Source organism: Acinetobacter sp. 148 (assembly GCF_031196675.1).
GTDB lineage: Bacteria > Pseudomonadota > Gammaproteobacteria > Pseudomonadales > Moraxellaceae > Acinetobacter > Acinetobacter baumannii.
On sequence record NZ_JAVIMT010000071.1, the window covers coordinates 1 to 19,286 of the forward strand.

Consider the following 19,286-nt stretch of genomic DNA (forward strand, 5'->3'; position numbering starts at 1 on the left):
CCACGATACTGTCTAGGATCACAAATCCCGATAGCTTGGGAAGATATTGATCTTGAAAAGGGGACTATTCAAATTTCTAGGTCGTATGTCCGGGGAATTTACCGGGTGACGAAGAACAGACGAAGAAAGCGGAGAATCAAGTTACTCGAACCGGCAATTACGGCATTAAAAAAACAATATCAAATCACCGGTAATGCTCGAGCTAAAACAATCGAAGTACTTCAGCGTGACAACAAAACAAAGCGAACTGAAAAGGTCCGGTTCGTCTGGATCAATCACGAACGGTCGAACCATTTTGAATATCATGAATTACGGTACCGGTGGAATAAGCATTTAACGAAAGCAAAAGTGCGTAAACGTGGTATTAATCAAGGCCGCCATACATTCGCCAGTCAACTTTTAACTTCTGGCCAAGTTCCCCCGGAGTGGATCGCTGAGCAGCTTGGCCATAGTGATACGTCGATGATCTATAAACATTATGGAAAATTGATCGCTGAAGATATGCCGGACTACATAACAAAGCTGAATAACTACATCATGATGTAATAAAAGGGTACTTAAAAAATACTTCAAAATTTACATTCCAATTTCCTGTAAGTGCTTAGAGACCTAAGCACTTTTTTTTCATTATTACTTTATTACTCCAATATCCCTTTAATCCGGTAAATCAAGATAAGAAAATTCATGGCCATAAACTGGTTTAACTTTCCTTTTCATTCCCATATTCAGTGATTTTTAACATTAAGAAATAGCTAAGTTATTAATTTTTATATATCATTTAATGAAATTGTGGTGGGTTCGAATCCCGTCATTCACCCCAATTTCGGAGCATAGCACAGCCTGGTAGTGCACCTGGTTTGGGACCAGGGGGTCGTAGGTTCGAATCCTACTGCTCCGACCATATTTAAAAGCGTTTAAGCTTTCTAAAATATCCCATATATTAAAATCATTTCTTCTTATCTTATAGATAGAAGGAATTTTTTTATTTTCTATAATAAAATTTTAATTCCAAATTGCTCCAATATCTGAACTTATTTATATAAGCTCTGTTCTTTGCTATTGATATTTCTGTCTTAACTCATCTTTTTCTTGTTCTGATAAAAATGCGATTTTAAGTCCATTTTCTTGAGCTGTATAAATTTGCTCAGGACTTAAACCTGCCAATGGGGCAGCAGTTAAATATTCATGCTGTATCTCAATACCTTCTACAGCAGGGTCATCCGTATTAATAGTGGCAAGTACACCATGTTCTAAAAAAGTCTTTAATGGATGCTCTGCTAAAGAAGGCACTGTGTTGGTTTGAATATTTGAGGTGAGACAAGATTCAATACCAATCTGGTGTTTAGCCAAATAATCTAGAAGTTTTAAATCTTGAACTGCTTTAACACCATGCCCAATCCGTTCTGCACCTAATTCTTCAATGGCTTGCCAAATACTTTCTGGGCCAGCAGCTTCGCCTGCATGTACGGTAATGTGCCAACCTGCATCACGTGCTTTTTTAAAGTGATCAATAAATAAATTGCCCGGAAAACCAAGCTCATCTCCAGCGAGATCCAGCGCTTTAATATCATTTTTATGGGCGAGTAGAGCATTTAACTCTTTTTCACAGGCTTCTTGGCCAAAAGTACGACTCATAATGCCAATTAAATTCGCTTTTACGCCGTACGCCTGACTGCCTTCTTTTACTCCAGCAATAACTGCTTCAACAACGCCTTCAAGTGGGAGTTGATGGGTCATACCCATGTAACCTGGTGAAAAACGTAGTTCTACATAGTCTAGGCCTTGCTGTGCTGCATCCTGCATGTTTTCAAAAGCAATACGTTTGCAGGCATCTAGGCTCACTAATACCTTTACGCCCCAATCGAGCTTCGATAAAAAACTTAATAAGTCGGGTTGGTTATCCATCACTTGTACGTGTGGTCGTAAAGATTCAATGTCGTAAGCAGGTAAATCTAAATGGTATTGTTGCCCCAATTCTAAAATGGTTTGAATGCGGATGTTGCCATCAAGGTGGCGGTGTATATCTGTAAGCGGGAGCGTTTTTGTAATCATAGATTTCTTCTTATCTGTTTGCATCAATTCATCATGCCTGTTTAGATGCACTGATAAAAGTTTGGTTTTGCTATGTTTTTGTGAAAATGGTTGAGTTGAGTTTTTTGAAATTACTATATTTGTATAACTTTTAATTTTGATGACATTGTTCTGGCCTAAGAAGACAACACAGTCTGTGTAAGATACAAGCACCAAGATTTTTATTGTTTTTAATTTCGCAGAGCCTGTTTGTCTGTTGACTCTTTAAGAGTGGATTGGCTGAAGAATGGCCATTGGTATTTTGCCTTTTACTTGTAAAGATGAATAAAGGCTTGCTAAAGACCAAACCGATAAAGCGATTAATTTATCTGTAGAAATCTATTTCTGGCAAGTAAATGAAAAAGAAGAAATAGGAAGCACTCAAATGAAGTCGGTACTTTGTCATCAAGCAACATTGCAAGTAGTGGACCAACCGAACTTAACACCTGCAAAAGGACAAGTTTTATTGGAAGTGGTGCGATGTGGGATCTGTGGTTCAGATTTACATATGCAGCATCACTGCGACCACATGCATGATTTGGCTGCACGTGTCGGGTTTAATGGTTTAGCGAAGTCTACAGACCCATTTGTACTTGGACATGAGTTTTGCGGCAAGGTTTTGGACTACGGTCCAAAAACACGCCATAAATTTAAAGCGGATACACTCGTTTGCGCAATGCCGCTTTTGAATGTAGATCAGCATGGTTATTTGTCTACAGGGCTTTCCCCAAATGCTTCGGGTGGCTATGCCGAGCAAGTATTGGCTCAATCAAGCTTGATGTTTGAAGTACCTAACGGTCTAGATGCGGATAGTGCTGCCATGACCGAACCTATGGCGGTTGCATTGCATGCTGTTCGCCGTAGCCGTGTAAAAACAAGTGAACCTGCGATTGTGATTGGCTGTGGTCCTGTCGGGCTAGGTGTCATATTAATGCTTAAAGCTGCTGGGGTTAAAACCGTAGTTGCCAGTGACTTTTCTCCAAACCGACGTAAGCTTGCCGAGCAATGTGGTGCGGATATTGTGGTAGACCCTAAAGAGACATCGCCATTTGCCAACTGGAAGGAGTTTGGTTTGCTTGGCAATGTTTCTGATGCCATTAACATGGGCATGGGGTTGTTTGATAAGTTGCAAGCGACACGCTTACCGTGGTGGCATGGATGGCGCATGATTGATAAATTGGGCGCTCTACCAAAACGTCCTGTTATTTTTGAGTGTGTGGGCGTACCGGGCGTTTTGCAGCAAATTATTGAAGGTGCACCTTTGTTTTCTCGAATTGTTGGGGTAGGCGTGTGCATGCAAAGTGACAAAATAGAACCAGCACTTGCAATTAATAAAGAGTTAGAAATTCAGTTTGTGTTGGGCTATACACCGCTTGAGTTTAGAGATGCGCTACACATGATTGCAGAAGGGAAAGTGAACTGTTCACCGCTCATTACGGGTGTTGTTGGCCTAGAAGGAGTTACCAATGCATTTGAGGCATTACGTGATCCTGAACAGCATGCCAAAATTTTGATTGACCCAAAACGTAGTGGTTCAGATATTCAATTGATGAGTCATTAATTCAAAGTAATCTATGCTTAACTAAAAGGTTGTGATCTCATCAATCACAATCTTTTTTTATGCGTATAGATCGCACAAAGTAACTTAGCTAATTTGTATTACTTTTTAGTTGTTCTAGTTCTTGGTAAATCCACTCAACAAATTTTTGAATAGTCGGTGAGATGTCTTGGCTCGAATGGATGAGGTAGTACTTTCGGCTGCCTTTTAATTTTTTATTGGAAACAATCACCAGTTCCTTTTTTTGTAGTTCAGACTCAATCAACATTTGTGGAATTAAAGCCATTCCCATGTCATGACTGGCAGCAACGGCAAGCATCGAAAATAACTCATGGCGCTGTCCATCAAAAGGCTTAGGGTGCTGCATGTGATGAGTTAGAAACCATTCTTGCCAAATGCTAGGCCGAGTGGTTTGTTGCAGTAGGGGAATTTTCAGTAAATCTTCAGGACTTAGATCATAGGTATTTTCATTGATCATCACAGCATTTGGAAAATACTTTTCGATTAGTCTTGGTGAGCACACAGGTACAATTTCTTCATCCATTAAATAATGTGCTTGTATGCCGGGCCAATGGTCAATTTGCTGCTGCGTACCTGCAAAAATAGCAGCATCAAAAATATTGTCATTAAATAAAAAGGGCTTGGTACTGGTTTCTAAATGAACCGTAATTTCCGGGTGTTTTTGATTTAAAAGATGGAGCTTGGGTAATAGCCAACGTGTTGCAAAGGTAGGAACCACACCTAATTTTAGTGTGCCACCTAAACCCTTATGAGAAATCACATCGGCTGTACATTTTTCTAGTCCTAATAAGTAGGGCTTGATGCTTTTAAAATACTGCTGACCTGCAATGGTGAGTTCAACACCATGCCGAGTACGTATAAAGAGTTCAACGCCCAAGAAATCTTCTAATTGCTGAATTTGGCGCGAGACTGCACTTTGGGTAATACATAACTCTTGGGCAGCATAGGTATAACTTAGATGTTTTGCTGCACTTTCAAAGCAAATTAGACCCTGAATGGACGGGATACTTCTTCGCATAAACAAATCCTTTTATTTGTCATCATATTTCAAAACAGCATATGACCTAAATGCAGATATCCGAGTTTAGTATAAAAATAAGCCATTTTTAATGAAATACAACGAATTAAATAGTTAAATTTAATGCGACCCATTTTAAATATGCGTAAGTCGCATATCTGCATGAACATTTATCGTTTGATTACTGCATTTTTCACGCATAACATCGAGTTAAATAAAGAAGATCAAATCAAGCAGAGGATGCGATGAATCACATGGTGACAACAAAAAAAGCAAAAGTTCAATTTAACTGGCAAGACCCATTTTTAATTGAGCAACAGCTTAGCCCAGATGAGCGCATGATTCGTGATGCGGCTCATGCCTATTGTCAAGAACGTTTGCAACCCCGTGTACTTGAACAATTCCGTCATGAAACAACAGATCCATCTATTTTCCGTGAAATGGGAGAGCTTGGCTTACTTGGCCCAACCATTCCTGAGCAATATGGCGGCGCGGGTTTGAACTATGTGAGTTATGGTTTGGTTGCGCGTGAAATTGAATATGTCGACTCGGGCTACCGCTCTATGGCGAGCGTGCAAAGCTCATTGGTCATGGTTCCGATTCATGAATTTGGTACTGAAGAGCAAAAGCAGAAGTACTTACCTAAACTGGCTACAGGTGAATACATTGGTTGTTTTGGTTTGACTGAACCTGATCATGGTTCAGATCCGGGCAGTATGATTACCCGTGCTAAAAAAGTTGACGGTGGTTATCGTTTAAGTGGCGCAAAAATGTGGATTACCAATAGCCCGATTGCCGATGTATTTGTCGTCTGGGCAAAAGAAGTTTCTGCTGAAGGCAATGTCGGTGATATTCGCGGCTTCATTTTAGAAAAGGGCTGGGAAGGCCTATCTGCGCCAGCTATTCATGGCAAGGTCGGTTTACGTGCCTCGATTACGGGTGAAATCGTGATGGATAACGTTTTTGTACCTGAAGAAAATGCATTCCCTGAAATTCGAGGCTTAAAAGGCCCATTTACCTGTCTAAACAGTGCTCGTTATGGCATTGCATGGGGTGCAATGGGTGCTGCCGAGTTCTGTTGGCATACAGCACATCAATACACCATGGACCGCAAACAATTTGGTCGCCCGTTGGCTGCAAATCAATTGATTCAAAAGAAGCTGGCAGATATGCAAACTGAAATTGCTTTGGGTTTACAGGCAGCTTTACGTTTTGGCCGCATGAAAGATGAAGGCATTGCATCAGTTGAGGGTACATCTCTAATTAAGCGTAACAACTGTGGAAAGGCGCTTGATATTGCCCGCATGGCACGTGACATGATGGGTGGAAACGGCATTAGTGACGAGTTTGGTGTGGCACGCCATTTGGTCAATCTTGAAGTCGTAAATACCTACGAGGGTACACATGACGTTCATGCCTTGATTTTAGGTCGTGCACAAACTGGCATTGCCGCATTTAGTAACTAACACACTCATTTTTAAAAATAGAGGTGTTCTTTCGGGAGCACCTTTAGGGATTTTTACGCAAAAATTTATGGAAAATGACAAGATTCATCGTAAGGATACTCATGTGAAGATGTGCCTCTATGTACTTAAAACCAAATGTAAGATACTGAAAAATATAGAAGATTAAGTCATACAGAAAACATAAGTAAGCTACCGATGACTCATTTGGGAAAATGAGGAACTAAAGATGAACAATGACGTTCAAGTAATATCGAAAGAATTAAGAAATACATTTCCAAGTAACCTTGGAACATACGAAAGGATTGGACCTCATACATGGAAATGGGCATTGTTATTTGCTTATTTTGCAATGGTGGTCGATGGCATTGATATTATGCTGCTGTCTTATAGCTTGACCAGTTTAAAGGCAGAGTTTGGTTTAAGTACCTTTCAGGCTGGTGCATTAGGCAGTGCTTCTTTAGCAGGTATGGGTATTGGCGGTATTTTGGGTGGCTGGGCATGTGACAAGTTTGGCCGTGTACGAACCATTGCCAACTCGGTGACTTTCTTTTCTGTAGCAACTTGTTTATTGGGTTTTACGCAAAGCTTCGAGCAATTTATGGCTCTACGTTTTATTGGTGCTTTAGGAATCGGAGCACTCTATATGGCGTGTAATACCTTAATGGCTGAATATGTGCCAACTACTTACCGTACAACGGTCTTGGGCACATTACAGACTGGTCAGACCGTAGGTTATATTGCTGCAACGTTATTAGCTGGCGCAATTATTCCAGATTATGGCTGGCGCGTTTTATTCTTCCTGACCGTAGTACCTGCTTTCGTTAATATTTTCCTGCAACGGTTTGTGCCAGAGCCAAAATCTTGGCAGCTCACCAAAATTGAAAGCTTACAAGTCAACAGACAGCCTAAAGAAAGAGTGGTGGCTGAAAAGCCAAAAAGTAGCAGTATCTACAAACAAATCTTTAATAACTTTAAGCACCGTAAAATGTTTTTGTTGTGGATGACCACAGCATTCTTCTTACAGTTTGGTTATTACGGTATTAACAACTGGATGCCAAGTTATTTAGAAACAGAAGTGCATATGAACTTTAAAAACTTAACCAGTTATATGGTGGGTTCATATACTGCAATGATTTTAGGCAAAATTTTAGCGGGTTATCTTGCTGACAAGTTTAACCGCCGTGCTGTTTTTGTGTTTGGAACAATTGCCAGTGCTGTGTTCTTGCCAATCATTATTTTCTTCAATACCCCTGACAATATTTTGTATTTATTGATCACTTTTGGCTTCTTATATGGCATTCCATATGGTGTAAACGCGACCTATATGGCTGAAAGTTTTTCAACCGACGTGCGTGGAACAGCCATTGGCGGTGCCTATAACATTGGTCGTGTCGGGGCAGCGATTGCACCAGCCACCATTGGATTCTTGGCATCGGGCGGTACGTTTACCATGGCCTTTATTGTGATGGGCGCTGCGTATTTTGTTGCGGGTGTATTGCCGGGATTATTTATTAAAGATCGTCAGTACGATCCGCAAAAACAATCATAAACAATGACAGGAAGGTACGTTGAGTACCCTCTAAAAAGATAAGGGTATCGTTATGGGTGCATTACAAGGAATTCGGGTTTTAGATTTAAGTCGTGTGCTTGCAGGGCCTTGGTGTGGGCAAATCTTGGCAGACCTTGGCGCGGAAGTGATTAAAATTGAACGTCCTCGAGTCGGTGATGACACCCGTATGTGGGGGCCACCTTGGATGCCCGATCAAGATGGAAACATGACCCGTGAATCTGGTTATTTCCAGTGTACCAACCGCAATAAATATTCGGTTGCGGTAGACATAACCACACCAGAAGGTCAGGCCTTAATTTATGAAATTGCCAAGACTGCCGATGTCGTGATTGAAAATTATAAGACAGGGTCTTTGGCTAAATATGGTTTGGACTACGCGTCATTAAGTGAGTTGAACCCGAACATTGTTTATTGCTCGATTACCGGTTTTGGGCAAGATGGCCCACGTGCAGAAGAACCCGGTTATGATTTTATTATTCAGGGTATGTCTGGCTTAATGAGCATTACTGGCGAGCCTGATGATGTGGCAGGTGGTGGTGCGCAAAAGGTTGGTGTGGCTGTGGCAGATATTCAAACTGGATTGTATTCCACCATTGCCATTCAAGCGGCACTGATTGCACGCTCACACACAGGACGCGGTCAGTATATTGATATGTCACTCCTTGATGTGCAGGTCGCGGCACTGGCAAATCAGGGAATGAATTATTTAGCTTCAGGTAAAGCCCCACAACGCATGGGTAATCAACACCCAAGTATTGTGCCGTATCAAACTTTTAAGGCTAAAGATAAAGAATTTATTATTGCTTGCGGTAACGACAAACAGTTTAAAGATCTGTGTATTGCGATTGGTTATCCAGAGTTGCTCGAAAATGAAAAGTTTGTGCGCAACCAAGACCGCGTAAAATATCGAAATGAACTGATCCCTTTATTGTCGGAGCACTTTTTGCAGAAAAGTGCCAAAGAATGGGTCGACATGATTCATGCCTTAAAAGTACCTGTAGGTGTCATCAATTCTATTGAAGATGCTTTGGCTGAACCACAAATTGTACATCGCAACTTGGTGGTGAATATTCCTCATCGTTTAAATGAAAACTTCCAAACCATTGGCTCACCCATCAAACTGTCTGATACTCCCGTTGAATATCATCATGCACCGCCAGAGCTTGGTGAACATACTGCTCAAATCTTATCGAGATTTAAAACGGCAGAAGAGCTAGCTGCGTTAAAAGAGAAAGGCATTATTGATGGAAAAATTGCTTAAGCTATTGCCGTTTTCAATATGTCCATTCAATTATCATTGTAGTTGAATATAAAAAACCGCTTTTATAGCGGTTTTTTATTAGGAAGTTTTTCTAATCTTAAACATTATGACTTCTTGGAAATACGCTCTTCGATGGCGAATTTGAGTAAAGAAGCACTGCGGTAAAAACCATGTGCGAACTTTCCAAATGGCATGGTAATAAAAAACGTCATGACCGTAGCTAAATGGAAAATCAGTAAAAGTGCCATGTAAGGGGTATTGCGAAATGCCATGAGTGCTAACCCTGAAGCGCTAATGATAAGTAGAAGGAAAATAAAGCCTCGATCTACAGTTTTTTGCTCACGGTCACCATGTAATGGATGGCGTTTAAGATTTAAATAGAGCAAGCCAGCAGGCCCGACAACTAAGCCAATTCCACCCAAAGTACCCAAAATCACAGGCAAGCTAAAGATAGGGTAAGGCGCATGTAGGTCAAGAAAATAGTGGTATAAAGTCGCTACACCTGTAGCTGCAAAGCAGAGCATAAAGCCATAAAACGTCAGGTGATGGAACACACGGCGGATTTGTGTGTAACGGTCATCTTGCTCATTACAGCCTTTGCCATGTCCACCATCTAAATATTTAAGCGTTAATACGTTTTGGGTAGCTTGAACCAGATCGGGTTTCTCAACTTTGCCATGAATGACTTTAGAGGTTTGACGCCAGAATTTGCTAATTCCAATACCGAGCAAAACAATCGCAACTGTAAAGGTCGCTCCAAACAATAGTGCTAAAAAGTTATGCGGGAAAATCGCATAGAAATTACCTTGATAGCCTGCAAATAAGTCAGTGTCTTTGTACCACACCACAGCTAGCATGCATAAAAAGAAAATAAGTGTTAGAGCCGAGACAAAAGGAATACCTACAGACTTATAAAGTTGACCTAAAGGCTGAGGTGTCGCAAACTCTTGGTAAGTTTCCAAACGTACTTGTGCCATCGCTTTTGGAATGTTTACACCAAACTCATGCGGCGGGGCATATTGGCAAGCGTGTAAACACGCACCACAGTTATGGCACAGGTTTGCGAGGTAATGAATATCGGCTTGGTTAAACTCAAGACGTTTAGTCATGGCAGCAAATACAGCACAAAATGACTCACAGTAGCGACAAGCATTACAAATCTGTAGGGCTCTTTGGACTTCTTGCTCGTGGTCTGAGAGCTGAACAACTGGAATTAGGGCTTTGGTACTAGCATTCATGTTCAACTCCTTGTGAAAGTGCATAGTGGGCTGCATTTTTTCCGGCAATGCGCCCAAAGGTCGTGCCAATCGACATACCAACGCCTGCGGTATAACCCTGTCCGAGTACGTTGCCTGCCATCATTTCACCTGCGACAAACAGGTTGCGGCTTGGCTTATTGTTAAAACGCACAGCAGCATCGTCTTCTACTTTTAAACCTAAATAGGTAAAGGTAATGCCGGGTTTAAGGGCATAGGCATAGAAGGGTGGTTGATCGAGAGGAACGGCCCAATGGGTTTTGTTGGGAACAATATTTTCGGTGGTGCAGTCATCTAAAACCGTGTGGTTAAAGGTGCCTTGTACGCAGGCTTGATTAAATTCTTCTACGGTATGGCATAAGGTTTTTGCATCCAGCCCGATTTTTTCGGCCAGTTCTTGAATGCTATTTGCTTTTACACCTGCAAACACAGGGGGCATAAAGCGACCAATGGCTTTTGAATCAATAATCGAATAAGCAATTTGCTGGGGTTGTTTAGCAACAAGACGTCCCCAAATCGCATAACGTTTTGGCCAGAAGTCTTCGCCTTCATCATAAAAACGTTCGGCTTTGTTATTGACCACAATTCCCAAGGAAACGCAGTCAATGCGAGTACAAATACCACCATCATATAATGGTGCGCGTGCGTCTACTGCGACGCAATGTGATTGTGATGGGTCACCAATAATATCGGCGCCTTGATCTATCATAAATTTGAGTAAGTTGCCCTGATTAAAGCGGGTTCCGCGAATAATGAAATTATCGGCAGGCCATTCACCGTTTTCATTTTGTCCCCATGCTTCTCTTAACCATTCCAAATTTGACTCAAAACCGCCTGCGGCCAATACACAGCTTTTTGCTTTAAACACACGGCCATCTTCAGCAATTGCAGCTTCAAAATGTCCTTGGTTTAACTTTAGATCTTTAATTTTTGTGTTGTATAAAATCTCGATGCCAAGCTCTTGGGCACTTCGGTAATACGCATTAATAAGGGCTTTACCGCCCCCCATAAAAAAGGCATTGGTACGTGCAACATGCAAAGCACCCGATAGGGGTGGTTGAAAATTCACGCCATGTTTACGCATCCAGTCACGACAGGTCGCCGTGCTACGAATAACCAGACGGGCTAAGTGTTCATTGGTTTTGCCCGCAGTGACTTTAAGTAGGTCTTGCCAATATTCTTCTTCTGGGTAAGCATCGACCAATACGTCTTGAGGAGCATCATGCATGCAGCGAAGGTTACGAGTGTGTTGTGAGTTACCACCACGCCACTCTTTGGGCGCTGCCTCTATTACCAACACAGAAGCGCCGCTTTCTTTTGCTGTGAGTGCGGCACACAGTGCGGCATTCCCACCACCAATCACAATTACATCATGCATGGATTTCTCCCTTTCTCAGCTAGGGCTAATGTAGCTTCAAATGGGAAGATGAAGTGAGAGGCTAGGCTTGAATGGGTGTTTAGTAAAAATAAACACTAATGGCTTAAGTGTTTATGAGTTCCGCACCGGGCCAGCGCTTTTCATTAATCAAGTTAATTACACAGGCACGAATCACCACTTTTGTGGCTAAGGTGGCAGGCGAGAGCTCTTCTTCAGAGAGACTAATTAAATAATTAATACGTTCAATAGCAGGTTCTACAACGCGTAGTAAACATAAGTCTTGCCGCGAGTTTAACGATGCACCCGCAGGTTGAATAGTTGCCATTTCGAGTTGGCTAATACTTTCCATTAACAAATGCAGCCCATCAATTTCATATGCCACTTTAAGTTGATGAATTTTCTGTTCAAGCAACAAGCGCAGCCCATGTCGTTGGCTCGGTAAAATTAGGGGAAGTTCTTTAAGCTGTAAATGAGTAATGGTTTGAGTGTCGATACAGCTTTCAAGATGGTACTGACCCAGTACTTCTTTAGGCGAGATTAAAAACATCTGTTCTTTGACTAAAGGTTGTATGGCCCACTGTGGGTCGACATCGTCACTAAAGATGATCGCGACATCGAGCTGCCTTGCATTAACTAAAGCTTTGAGATCACCCGATAACCCTTCAATTAAACGGACTTTAATGTCGGGGTAACGGTTTCTCATCAGTTTTAAAAAGTGTGTGCCAATAACAGCTGCAACACTCGGTGAAAAACCGACGGTGACGTGGCCACTTAAACGTGAAGAATGCGCAGAGTCTACGGCATGGTCTAGGTGTCTAAGTGCCAGTTGCACTTGTTGAAAAAAAGCTAAGCCCGCAGGGGTGGGAACCGTACCCAAAGCAGTACGTTGTAAAAGGCGAATAGAAAGCTCGCTTTCTAATTTTGAGATTTGCTGACTTAATGCAGACGTTCCAATATCGAGATTTTTTGCAGCTTTACCCAAGCTTCCTGACTCGATCACTGCAATAAAATACTTTAATTGTTTAAGTTCCACGGCAAATTCTACTTTGACCTTTGTTAATTATTCTACACTGGTTTATTGCTCTACATTTCGTTCTATTGCTTTGAGTAAACCGTTCAAAGAGGAAAGGCAACATCCTCTCAAAATGCTGCCTTTTAGAGCTTTTATTCTTTAACCTGCTCAAGACCCTGTTCTTCAATAATTTGTGTTGCTTGTGGCGATTTCACAAATTTAATTAACTCTTTTGCGACTTTTGCATGTTCCGAGTTTTTACCAATGCCCGCTGCAAAAACGGTAACCTTTTGGTAAGGCGCAGGGATTGGACCAACTAACTCAACTTGACCATATTTGCCGGTAAAAGGTTTGATTTCACTAATTTGCTGGAAACCAATATCAAACTGGCCTTCGGCAATACGTTTTGCAACGCGGTCGCCTACCACTTTTTCTGCTTTACTCGAAATTACTTTGTATTCGACAGGTGGAAAGCTTGGGAAAACATCTTTTTCAAGATGCGTACCACTCGCACTTGCAGAATAGCCTATGTGCTTGGCATTTAATAAAACTTTTTCAAATTTTGCTGCAGAGCTAATGTCTGGTTTTGGTGCACCTTTAGGCACAGCCATGCCAATGCTTGAATTCACCAAAGCGCTTTGTGAGTTTGGGTCAACATAACCTTTTTCTACAAGTTTGCTTAGTTCAGGAGCAGCCAACACAACGACATCAAAACGTTCACCACGATCAAGTCGATTTGGAATTGCAGTCGGTGACTCCCCCATAGACGAACCAGATGAGAGGTGAACAGTGTGACCAGTTTGCTTTTCAAATATTGGAATGAGCTTTTCCATAGATGAATAGAAACCGCCTGAGCTAATTACTTCGAGCGTATCTGCATTGGCAAATGTAGATCCTAAGCCTGCACCAGCTAGGCAAATGGTTATGAAGATAGGGGACTTTTTCATGGTGCCTCACTTGAATTGCAAGAAAGCACAGTACGGAGATTTAAGGTCTGCCGTACTGTTTATTAAAATTTCAGGTTAAGGAATGAGTTGTTTTAAGCGCTAACCTTTGCAGGTTCAGCAATTGCGTCAGGGTCTTTCTGTTTAGAACCACGACATAAATACAAGCTTGAGATGAGACTACATACCGCAGCGAGCATGAGCCAGAATGCTGGTGTGCTTGCATTGCCTGTGTTTTCCACAAGGTAAGTACACGCCATTGGCGTCATACCACCAAAAATCGCGGCTGCAAGACTAAATGCTAAAGAGAAGCCAACGGTACGTACACGTTTTGGCATCACTTCGGCAAGCGTTGCGACCATAGTGCCGTTGTACATACCAAAGAAGAATGAGAAGTAAGCAAGGGTAATAAGTAGGTTTGAGAAGCTAATGTCGCTCACCAACCAGCTTAAAACCGGATAGCTGGTAAAGATCGCAAGAGTCGTAATACCCACTAATACTGGACGACGGCCAATTTTGTCTGAAAGCAAGCCACCCATTGGTAACCAGAAGAAATTCGACAAACCTACAAACACGGTTGCTAAAAGGCTATCTGTTACCGACATTTCTAAAGTACGTTTCGCATACACCGTGGTGTAAACCGTAATAAAGTAGAATGTTGTCGTAGTCATCGCACTCATCATCATGCCGGCAAGTACAATGCGCCAGTTGCTTACAAGTGTGCTGAAAATTTCTTTTGAAGATGGATGAGTTTTTTGTGCTTTAAAGTCTTCAGTTTCTTCTAAAGTACGACGGAACAAGAAGATTAAAGGAATGATTAAACAACCAATTAAGAACGGGATACGCCAGCCCCATTCACCTACTTGAGCATGAGTTAAAATGGTGTTGAGCCAATAACCAAGTAAGGCCGCAAACACAACCGCAATTTGTTGGCTACCAGACTGCCAGCTAGTAATAAAGCCACGGTTTTTATCGGTTGCAATTTCAGCGAGGTAAATTGAAACACCGCCAGATTCAACGCCTGCCGAGAAGCCTTGTAATAGACGCCCAATCACCACCAAAATTGGCGCGATAATACCAATGGTTTCATAACCCGGCACAAAGGTAATTAAGATGGTGCCAATTGCCATAAGACTTAAAGTCACAATTAAACCTTTACGGCGACCGACTTTGTCGACATAGGCACCCAAGAAAATAGCGCCGAGAGGACGCATAAGAAAACCCGCAGCAAACACGGTAAATGTCATCATTAAAGAGACATATTCATTGTCAGAATGGAAAAACTTTGCTGCGATATAGGTGGCATAGAAACCAAAAAGAAAAAAATCGTACTGTTCTAAAAAGTTGCCACTCGTTACATTTAATATTTTTTTAAAAGTAGCCCTACGGTTATTAACGACATCCATTGGAGACCTCCTTGGCCTAACAAAATGGAAACATTCACGATCTTCAAGGTTTGGACGTAAACTGATTCAATCAATAAACCTAAATAGGAAATGGGTTAGAGATGAGATTTAAAGGTGTCCTTCGTAGAAAATGTGATGCCTTGTTTCCAGTTCAAACTACACATCTATGTTTCGATAAACAGAAAACCACTTATCATTCGAAGGAAAATGTAATCTTAAAAAGCAGGAGGGAGTGAGAGGAGAAAATTAATTAGGTATTTAGAAAAATTAATGACCCTTTATAAAATAATTTCAGAACATGGCCAAATCTGGTTTTGAATCAATTCTTTCACACATGCCTTAATGGCTGACTTGGCAGCAAGTGCGGCAGGTGATAATTCTTCTTCGGCAAGGCTCACCAAATAGTTAATTCGTTCAACTTCCGGGTCGACAACCTTAAGCAATTGCAGCTTGTGTTTATACTCTTGTAAACAAGCACTACCGGGCCTCACACTTGCAAGGTCAAGATGAATCAGGCTGTCCATAAGCAAATGCAAGCCATCAATTTCATAGACGACATTAAGCTGTCCAATCTTGTGCTCAAGCAGTTTTCTTAAGCTATGGCGTTGACGTGGCAGCACTAAAGGAATATCGCCAATTTGCTGCGACTGAATAATTCCACTTTTAATACATTCGCTAAGCCCGTATTTTTCGAGCACTTCTTTGCGTGCCATTAAATACATTTGCTCGCGCACCAAAGGCTGAATTGACCACTGTTTATCAATTTCATTGGTAAAAATAATGGCGATATCAAGCTGACGCGAATTAATCGACTGAATCAGGTTCCCCGACAGCGTTTCTACAATCTCTAAACGAATATCTGGATAACGTTCAGACATTAGTTTCATTAAAGGGATGCCAATTAAAGCGGTAATGGTTGGTGGAAAACCAAGGCTGACATGACCGGAAAGCCGTGCTGAATGTGCAGCATCTACCGCGAAGTTCACTTGACGCAAAATAAGTTGAGAGTGCTTTAAAAAGGCAAGGCCAGCAGGGGTTGGGGTCACACCAAAAGCATTACGCTGTAATAAGCGAATGCTTAACTCTTGCTCGAGCTTACTAATTTGCTGACTAATCGCCGAAGCACCCACATCGAGTTTTTGAGCAGCTTTTCCAATACTGCCTGATTCAACGACCGTCAAAAAATACTTTATTTGCTTGATTTCCATAATAAATGTATTCGCTCATCATCCTTGATTTATAGAGATATGAAGGATTGGGAAATCTATCATGCGTTTTAATATTAACAGCAATACAGGCAAAAAGTTCTTAAAAAAAATAACTTCTCATTTTAAAAGAACAATCGTTTTTAGGGTGATTGAAAAATAATATCCATGTTGTAGCTACACAAACTATAACTTTTCAATATGGCATCTACGGTCAAATTATTGGCGTTTTGAGCTAAGCATAATCGATCAAATCTACATAAAGTGAGGAATCAAAATAAAAAAATATCCAGGATGGAACTATGAATTTTGTTGTGAATAAAAAAATATTTATCTTAGGAATAGCATCGATTTGCACAAGCACATTACATGCTGCTGCATTTGATAAAACAGGGCAGTCTGTAGCGGCATTTTTACAACCGGGCAACTATTTTGAAGCAAGTTTAGGAATAACAGATGCCGATTTAAGTGGTGTAGAGTCGGGTACCAATCCTTCACATCATTCAATTTCAGATATCGCCAATACCGATTATCGGCCTACGGCAGCGTTAAAACTACAGTTGGCACCGCAGTATTCATTTGGTCTGTTATATGATCAGCCTTTTGGTGCTGACACGGAATATTCAGGTGTAAATGGCTTCGTTGCAACGCCAAAAGATACCGTTATGTTACCTGGAATTACAACCACAGGGCTTGCCAGCGCTACATTGGGCCATGCTCCTACAGGAAATGCAAAATCAGAATTTGATATACAAAATTTAAGCTTCATTTTGGGTTACCAACCCACAAAAAACTGGAATCTTTATGCGGGGCCAGTCTATCAAACTTTTAAAAGTCAGGTTGAATTAAGGGGTAATGTATTTAGTCTCTATAATGGATATGACTTTCATACTAAAACTGTCAGTGATTTAGGGTGGTTAGCAGGACTTGCTTACCAAATTCCAGAAAAAGCTGTGAAAGTCTCATTAACCTACCGTTCAGCCATTACCCATAAAGTAAACGCGACTGAAAATGCCCCACTCATTGATATGTTAAGCACTCAACAAGGTCGTGATTTAGTTAATCAGCATCTAGATTACATGATTTCTATTGGTCAGATGACTCCACAAAAGAAAGCTTACTTAAATCAGATTATTGCTAATTTGCCAGAACAAGAAGATACAGGTACAACAAAATTTAAATCTCCTGATTCAGTGAATTTGGAGTTCCAGACTGGACTGCGTCAGGGAACGTTACTATTTGGTAGTTTACGCTGGGTAAATTGGAGTGATCTCGCTCTACAGCCTTATCGCTTCGGTGAGATCTCAAAAGTTGTTGGCGTACTCTCAACGCCAAGCCGTCCGGAAGGTTTTAATTTGGTTCGTTATTATGACGACCAATGGTCTTTAAATTTGGGTTTAGGACAACGCTTTTCGCCAAAATGGTTAGGTTCTGTGTCAGTTGGATGGGACTCTGGAGCAGGAGATAAAGTGTCAACGGGTGGCCCAACTAAAGGGTATTACAACTTGGGCGTGGGTGCTCAATATAGCCCGACATCGCGATACTTTATTTCTGGTGGTGTGAAGTATTACTGGTTAGGCGATGCAAAAGCTCAGCTTGGCGCACAGGCGGGTAGTGACTATTATGTAGGTGAGTTTAAGGATAACCACTCAGTCAGCTATGGCTTAAAAATTGGATATAAATTTTAAAATTAAATTAGTCATTTATAAGGTTTTAATTACATGAATAAAATCATTAAAAACGGTATGTTTTTAGGGTTGTCGACTTTGATTTCAGGTTATGGAACTCTTCTCCATGCGGAAGCAAGTCCAACAAATTTACCCGCAGTTTCACAAAAAGCGTTAACCATTATTGATGGGCAAACCGAGTGGTTAAATAAGGTCTATAAAGACATTCATGAACACCCTGAACTTGGGTTTATGGAAAAGCGTACTTCTGCCATTGTTGCCAAAGAGCTTAAGTCACTAGGTTTTGACGTTAAAACGGGAATAGCCAAAACAGGCGTGGTCGGCATTTTAAAAAATGGTGAAGGGCCAACGGTTATGTACCGTGCCGATATGGATGCCAACACTGTTGAAGAGGCAACTGGTCTACCATACGCGAGTAAAGTGCGCGTAAAACTTGATGATGGAACCGAAACGCCTGTAGCCCATATGTGTGGTCATGATGCACATGTGACATGGATGCTTAGCATGGCAAAAACATTAGTCGCTTTAAAAAAGGAATGGAGCGGAACTATTATTTTAGTTGCACAGCCTGCTGAAGAGCCGATCACAGGTGCAAAAGCTATGGTGACCGATGGCTTATGGACAAAATATAACTTGCCAAAACCTGATTATTTCTTTGCAGTGCATACAACACCTGCACCTGTGGGCGTGGTCATCAATGCACCGGGGCCACGTATGGCAGGAACCGATCAGCTTGATGTTTTATTTAAAGGTGTGGGTGGGCATGGCTCATTACCAATGCTCACCAAGAACCCGATTAGCATGGCGGCCAATGCACTAAATCAATATCAAACCATTATGGGTAATGCAGTTGATCCGCAACAAGCGGCAGTGTTATCAATTGGCTCAATCCAAGCTGGAAATTCGAATAACGTGATTCCTTCTACGGCCTTGGTCAAAATGAATTTGCGCTGGTTTGATCCAAAAGTACGCGAGACCATGTTAAATAACATTAAGTCTATGAGTGAAGGCGCGGCTCAAATGCAGGGGATGGGTAAAGACCAAATGCCGACCTTTACTTTTAAAGGTTCAAGCACACCTGTAATTAACAATAAAGAATTTTCTGCACGTTTAAATGGGCCTTTAAAAGCACTATTGGGAGATAAACATGTTCTAACTGAATATCCTGCGGTTATGGGGTCAGAAGATGTTCATCATTTATTGGGCGAACAAAAAGACATTCCTTTTAACTTTATGTTTATTGGTGTGGCAGACCCAGTTGTGTTTGCAAATGCAGTCAAGCAAGGCAAACCTGTGCCTTATATTCCACATAGTCCAAACTACATTGTTGACTTAAAAGCTTTACCAGTGGGTGCTAAAGTCACTACAGTTTCGATGCTAGAACTACTTACTAAAAAATAAGTTACTCATAAAAAAAAGATGCACTTACATGC

The 19,286-nt window shown here is 41.3% G+C and carries 15 protein-coding genes and 1 tRNA gene; 8 read left to right on the plus strand and 8 right to left on the minus strand.

Going from position 1 to position 19,286, the window contains the following annotated elements; genetic code table 11:
* The coding region (locus RFX69_RS12325; RefSeq protein ID WP_309169455.1) for a tyrosine-type recombinase/integrase at positions 1-546 on the plus strand (546 nt) is incomplete at its 5' end.
* 278 nt (positions 547-824) lie between these two features.
* Positions 825-901, plus strand: a tRNA-Pro gene (locus tag RFX69_RS12330).
* Positions 902-1,056: 155 nt separating this feature from the next.
* Here RFX69_RS12330 and add read toward each other — a convergent pair.
* Positions 1,057-2,052: an adenosine deaminase gene (gene add / locus RFX69_RS12335; RefSeq protein WP_045900414.1), complete on the minus strand. Its 996-nt coding sequence runs from the start codon at positions 2,050-2,052 to the stop codon at positions 1,057-1,059.
* 403 nt (positions 2,053-2,455) lie between these two features.
* Between add and RFX69_RS12340 the strand changes: the two genes are divergently transcribed.
* A complete protein-coding gene (locus RFX69_RS12340; protein WP_000843791.1) occupies positions 2,456-3,631 on the plus strand; it encodes a zinc-binding dehydrogenase in 1,176 nt (391 codons plus the stop codon).
* Between the two features lie 88 nt (positions 3,632-3,719).
* Here the strand turns inward: RFX69_RS12340 and RFX69_RS12345 are convergent, their stop codons facing one another.
* Entirely contained in the window at positions 3,720-4,667 is a 948-nt protein-coding gene (locus tag RFX69_RS12345) for a LysR substrate-binding domain-containing protein (RefSeq protein ID WP_002124034.1), read from the minus strand.
* Between the two features lie 245 nt (positions 4,668-4,912).
* On the opposite strand from RFX69_RS12345, the gene RFX69_RS12350 reads away from it, so the two are divergent.
* The 3 genes from RFX69_RS12350 to RFX69_RS12360 all read left to right on the plus strand — a co-directional run bounded on the left by RFX69_RS12350 (position 4,913) and on the right by RFX69_RS12360 (position 8,964).
* Entirely contained in the window at positions 4,913-6,133 is a 1,221-nt protein-coding gene (locus RFX69_RS12350) for an acyl-CoA dehydrogenase (protein WP_017393219.1), read from the plus strand.
* A gap of 226 nt (positions 6,134-6,359) precedes the next feature.
* A complete protein-coding gene (locus tag RFX69_RS12355) occupies positions 6,360-7,682 on the plus strand; it encodes an MFS transporter (RefSeq protein ID WP_086377864.1) in 1,323 nt (440 codons plus the stop codon).
* Positions 7,683-7,734: 52 nt separating this feature from the next.
* A complete protein-coding gene (locus RFX69_RS12360) occupies positions 7,735-8,964 on the plus strand; it encodes a CaiB/BaiF CoA-transferase family protein (RefSeq protein WP_289332866.1) in 1,230 nt (409 codons plus the stop codon).
* A gap of 104 nt (positions 8,965-9,068) precedes the next feature.
* Here the strand turns inward: RFX69_RS12360 and tcuB are convergent, their stop codons facing one another.
* From tcuB to RFX69_RS12390, 6 genes are all read right to left on the minus strand, one after another.
* A complete protein-coding gene (gene tcuB / locus RFX69_RS12365; RefSeq protein ID WP_289332867.1) occupies positions 9,069-10,202 on the minus strand; it encodes a tricarballylate utilization 4Fe-4S protein TcuB in 1,134 nt (377 codons plus the stop codon).
* Positions 10,192-11,598, minus strand: coding sequence for an FAD-dependent tricarballylate dehydrogenase TcuA (tcuA, locus tag RFX69_RS12370; RefSeq protein WP_000543960.1), 1,407 nt, complete (start codon positions 11,596-11,598; stop codon positions 10,192-10,194). The genes tcuB and tcuA overlap by 11 nt, the downstream gene beginning before the upstream one ends.
* Before the next feature lie 103 nt (positions 11,599-11,701).
* Positions 11,702-12,631, minus strand: a complete 930-nt coding sequence (locus RFX69_RS12375) for a LysR substrate-binding domain-containing protein (protein WP_000421131.1) — start codon at positions 12,629-12,631, stop codon at positions 11,702-11,704.
* 131 nt (positions 12,632-12,762) lie between these two features.
* Positions 12,763-13,557, minus strand: a complete 795-nt coding sequence (locus RFX69_RS12380) for a substrate-binding domain-containing protein (RefSeq protein WP_289332868.1) — start codon at positions 13,555-13,557, stop codon at positions 12,763-12,765.
* 92 nt (positions 13,558-13,649) lie between these two features.
* Positions 13,650-14,960, minus strand: a complete 1,311-nt coding sequence (locus tag RFX69_RS12385) for an MFS transporter (protein WP_000383639.1) — start codon at positions 14,958-14,960, stop codon at positions 13,650-13,652.
* Positions 14,961-15,238: 278 nt separating this feature from the next.
* On the minus strand, positions 15,239-16,168 hold the full coding sequence (locus tag RFX69_RS12390; RefSeq protein WP_000403829.1) for a LysR family transcriptional regulator: 930 nt from the start codon (positions 16,166-16,168) through the stop codon (positions 15,239-15,241).
* Between the two features lie 299 nt (positions 16,169-16,467).
* Between RFX69_RS12390 and RFX69_RS12395 the strand changes: the two genes are divergently transcribed.
* Together RFX69_RS12395 and RFX69_RS12400 are read left to right on the plus strand one after the other, a co-directional pair.
* Positions 16,468-17,853 (plus strand): long-chain fatty acid transporter, encoded by a 1,386-nt coding sequence (locus RFX69_RS12395; RefSeq protein WP_001012250.1) that lies wholly within the window; start codon positions 16,468-16,470, stop codon positions 17,851-17,853.
* 33 nt (positions 17,854-17,886) lie between these two features.
* Complete coding sequence (locus RFX69_RS12400) at positions 17,887-19,254, plus strand: M20 family metallopeptidase (protein WP_031999817.1); 1,368 nt, start codon at positions 17,887-17,889, stop codon at positions 19,252-19,254.
* The last annotated feature ends 32 nt before the right edge of the window (positions 19,255-19,286 follow it).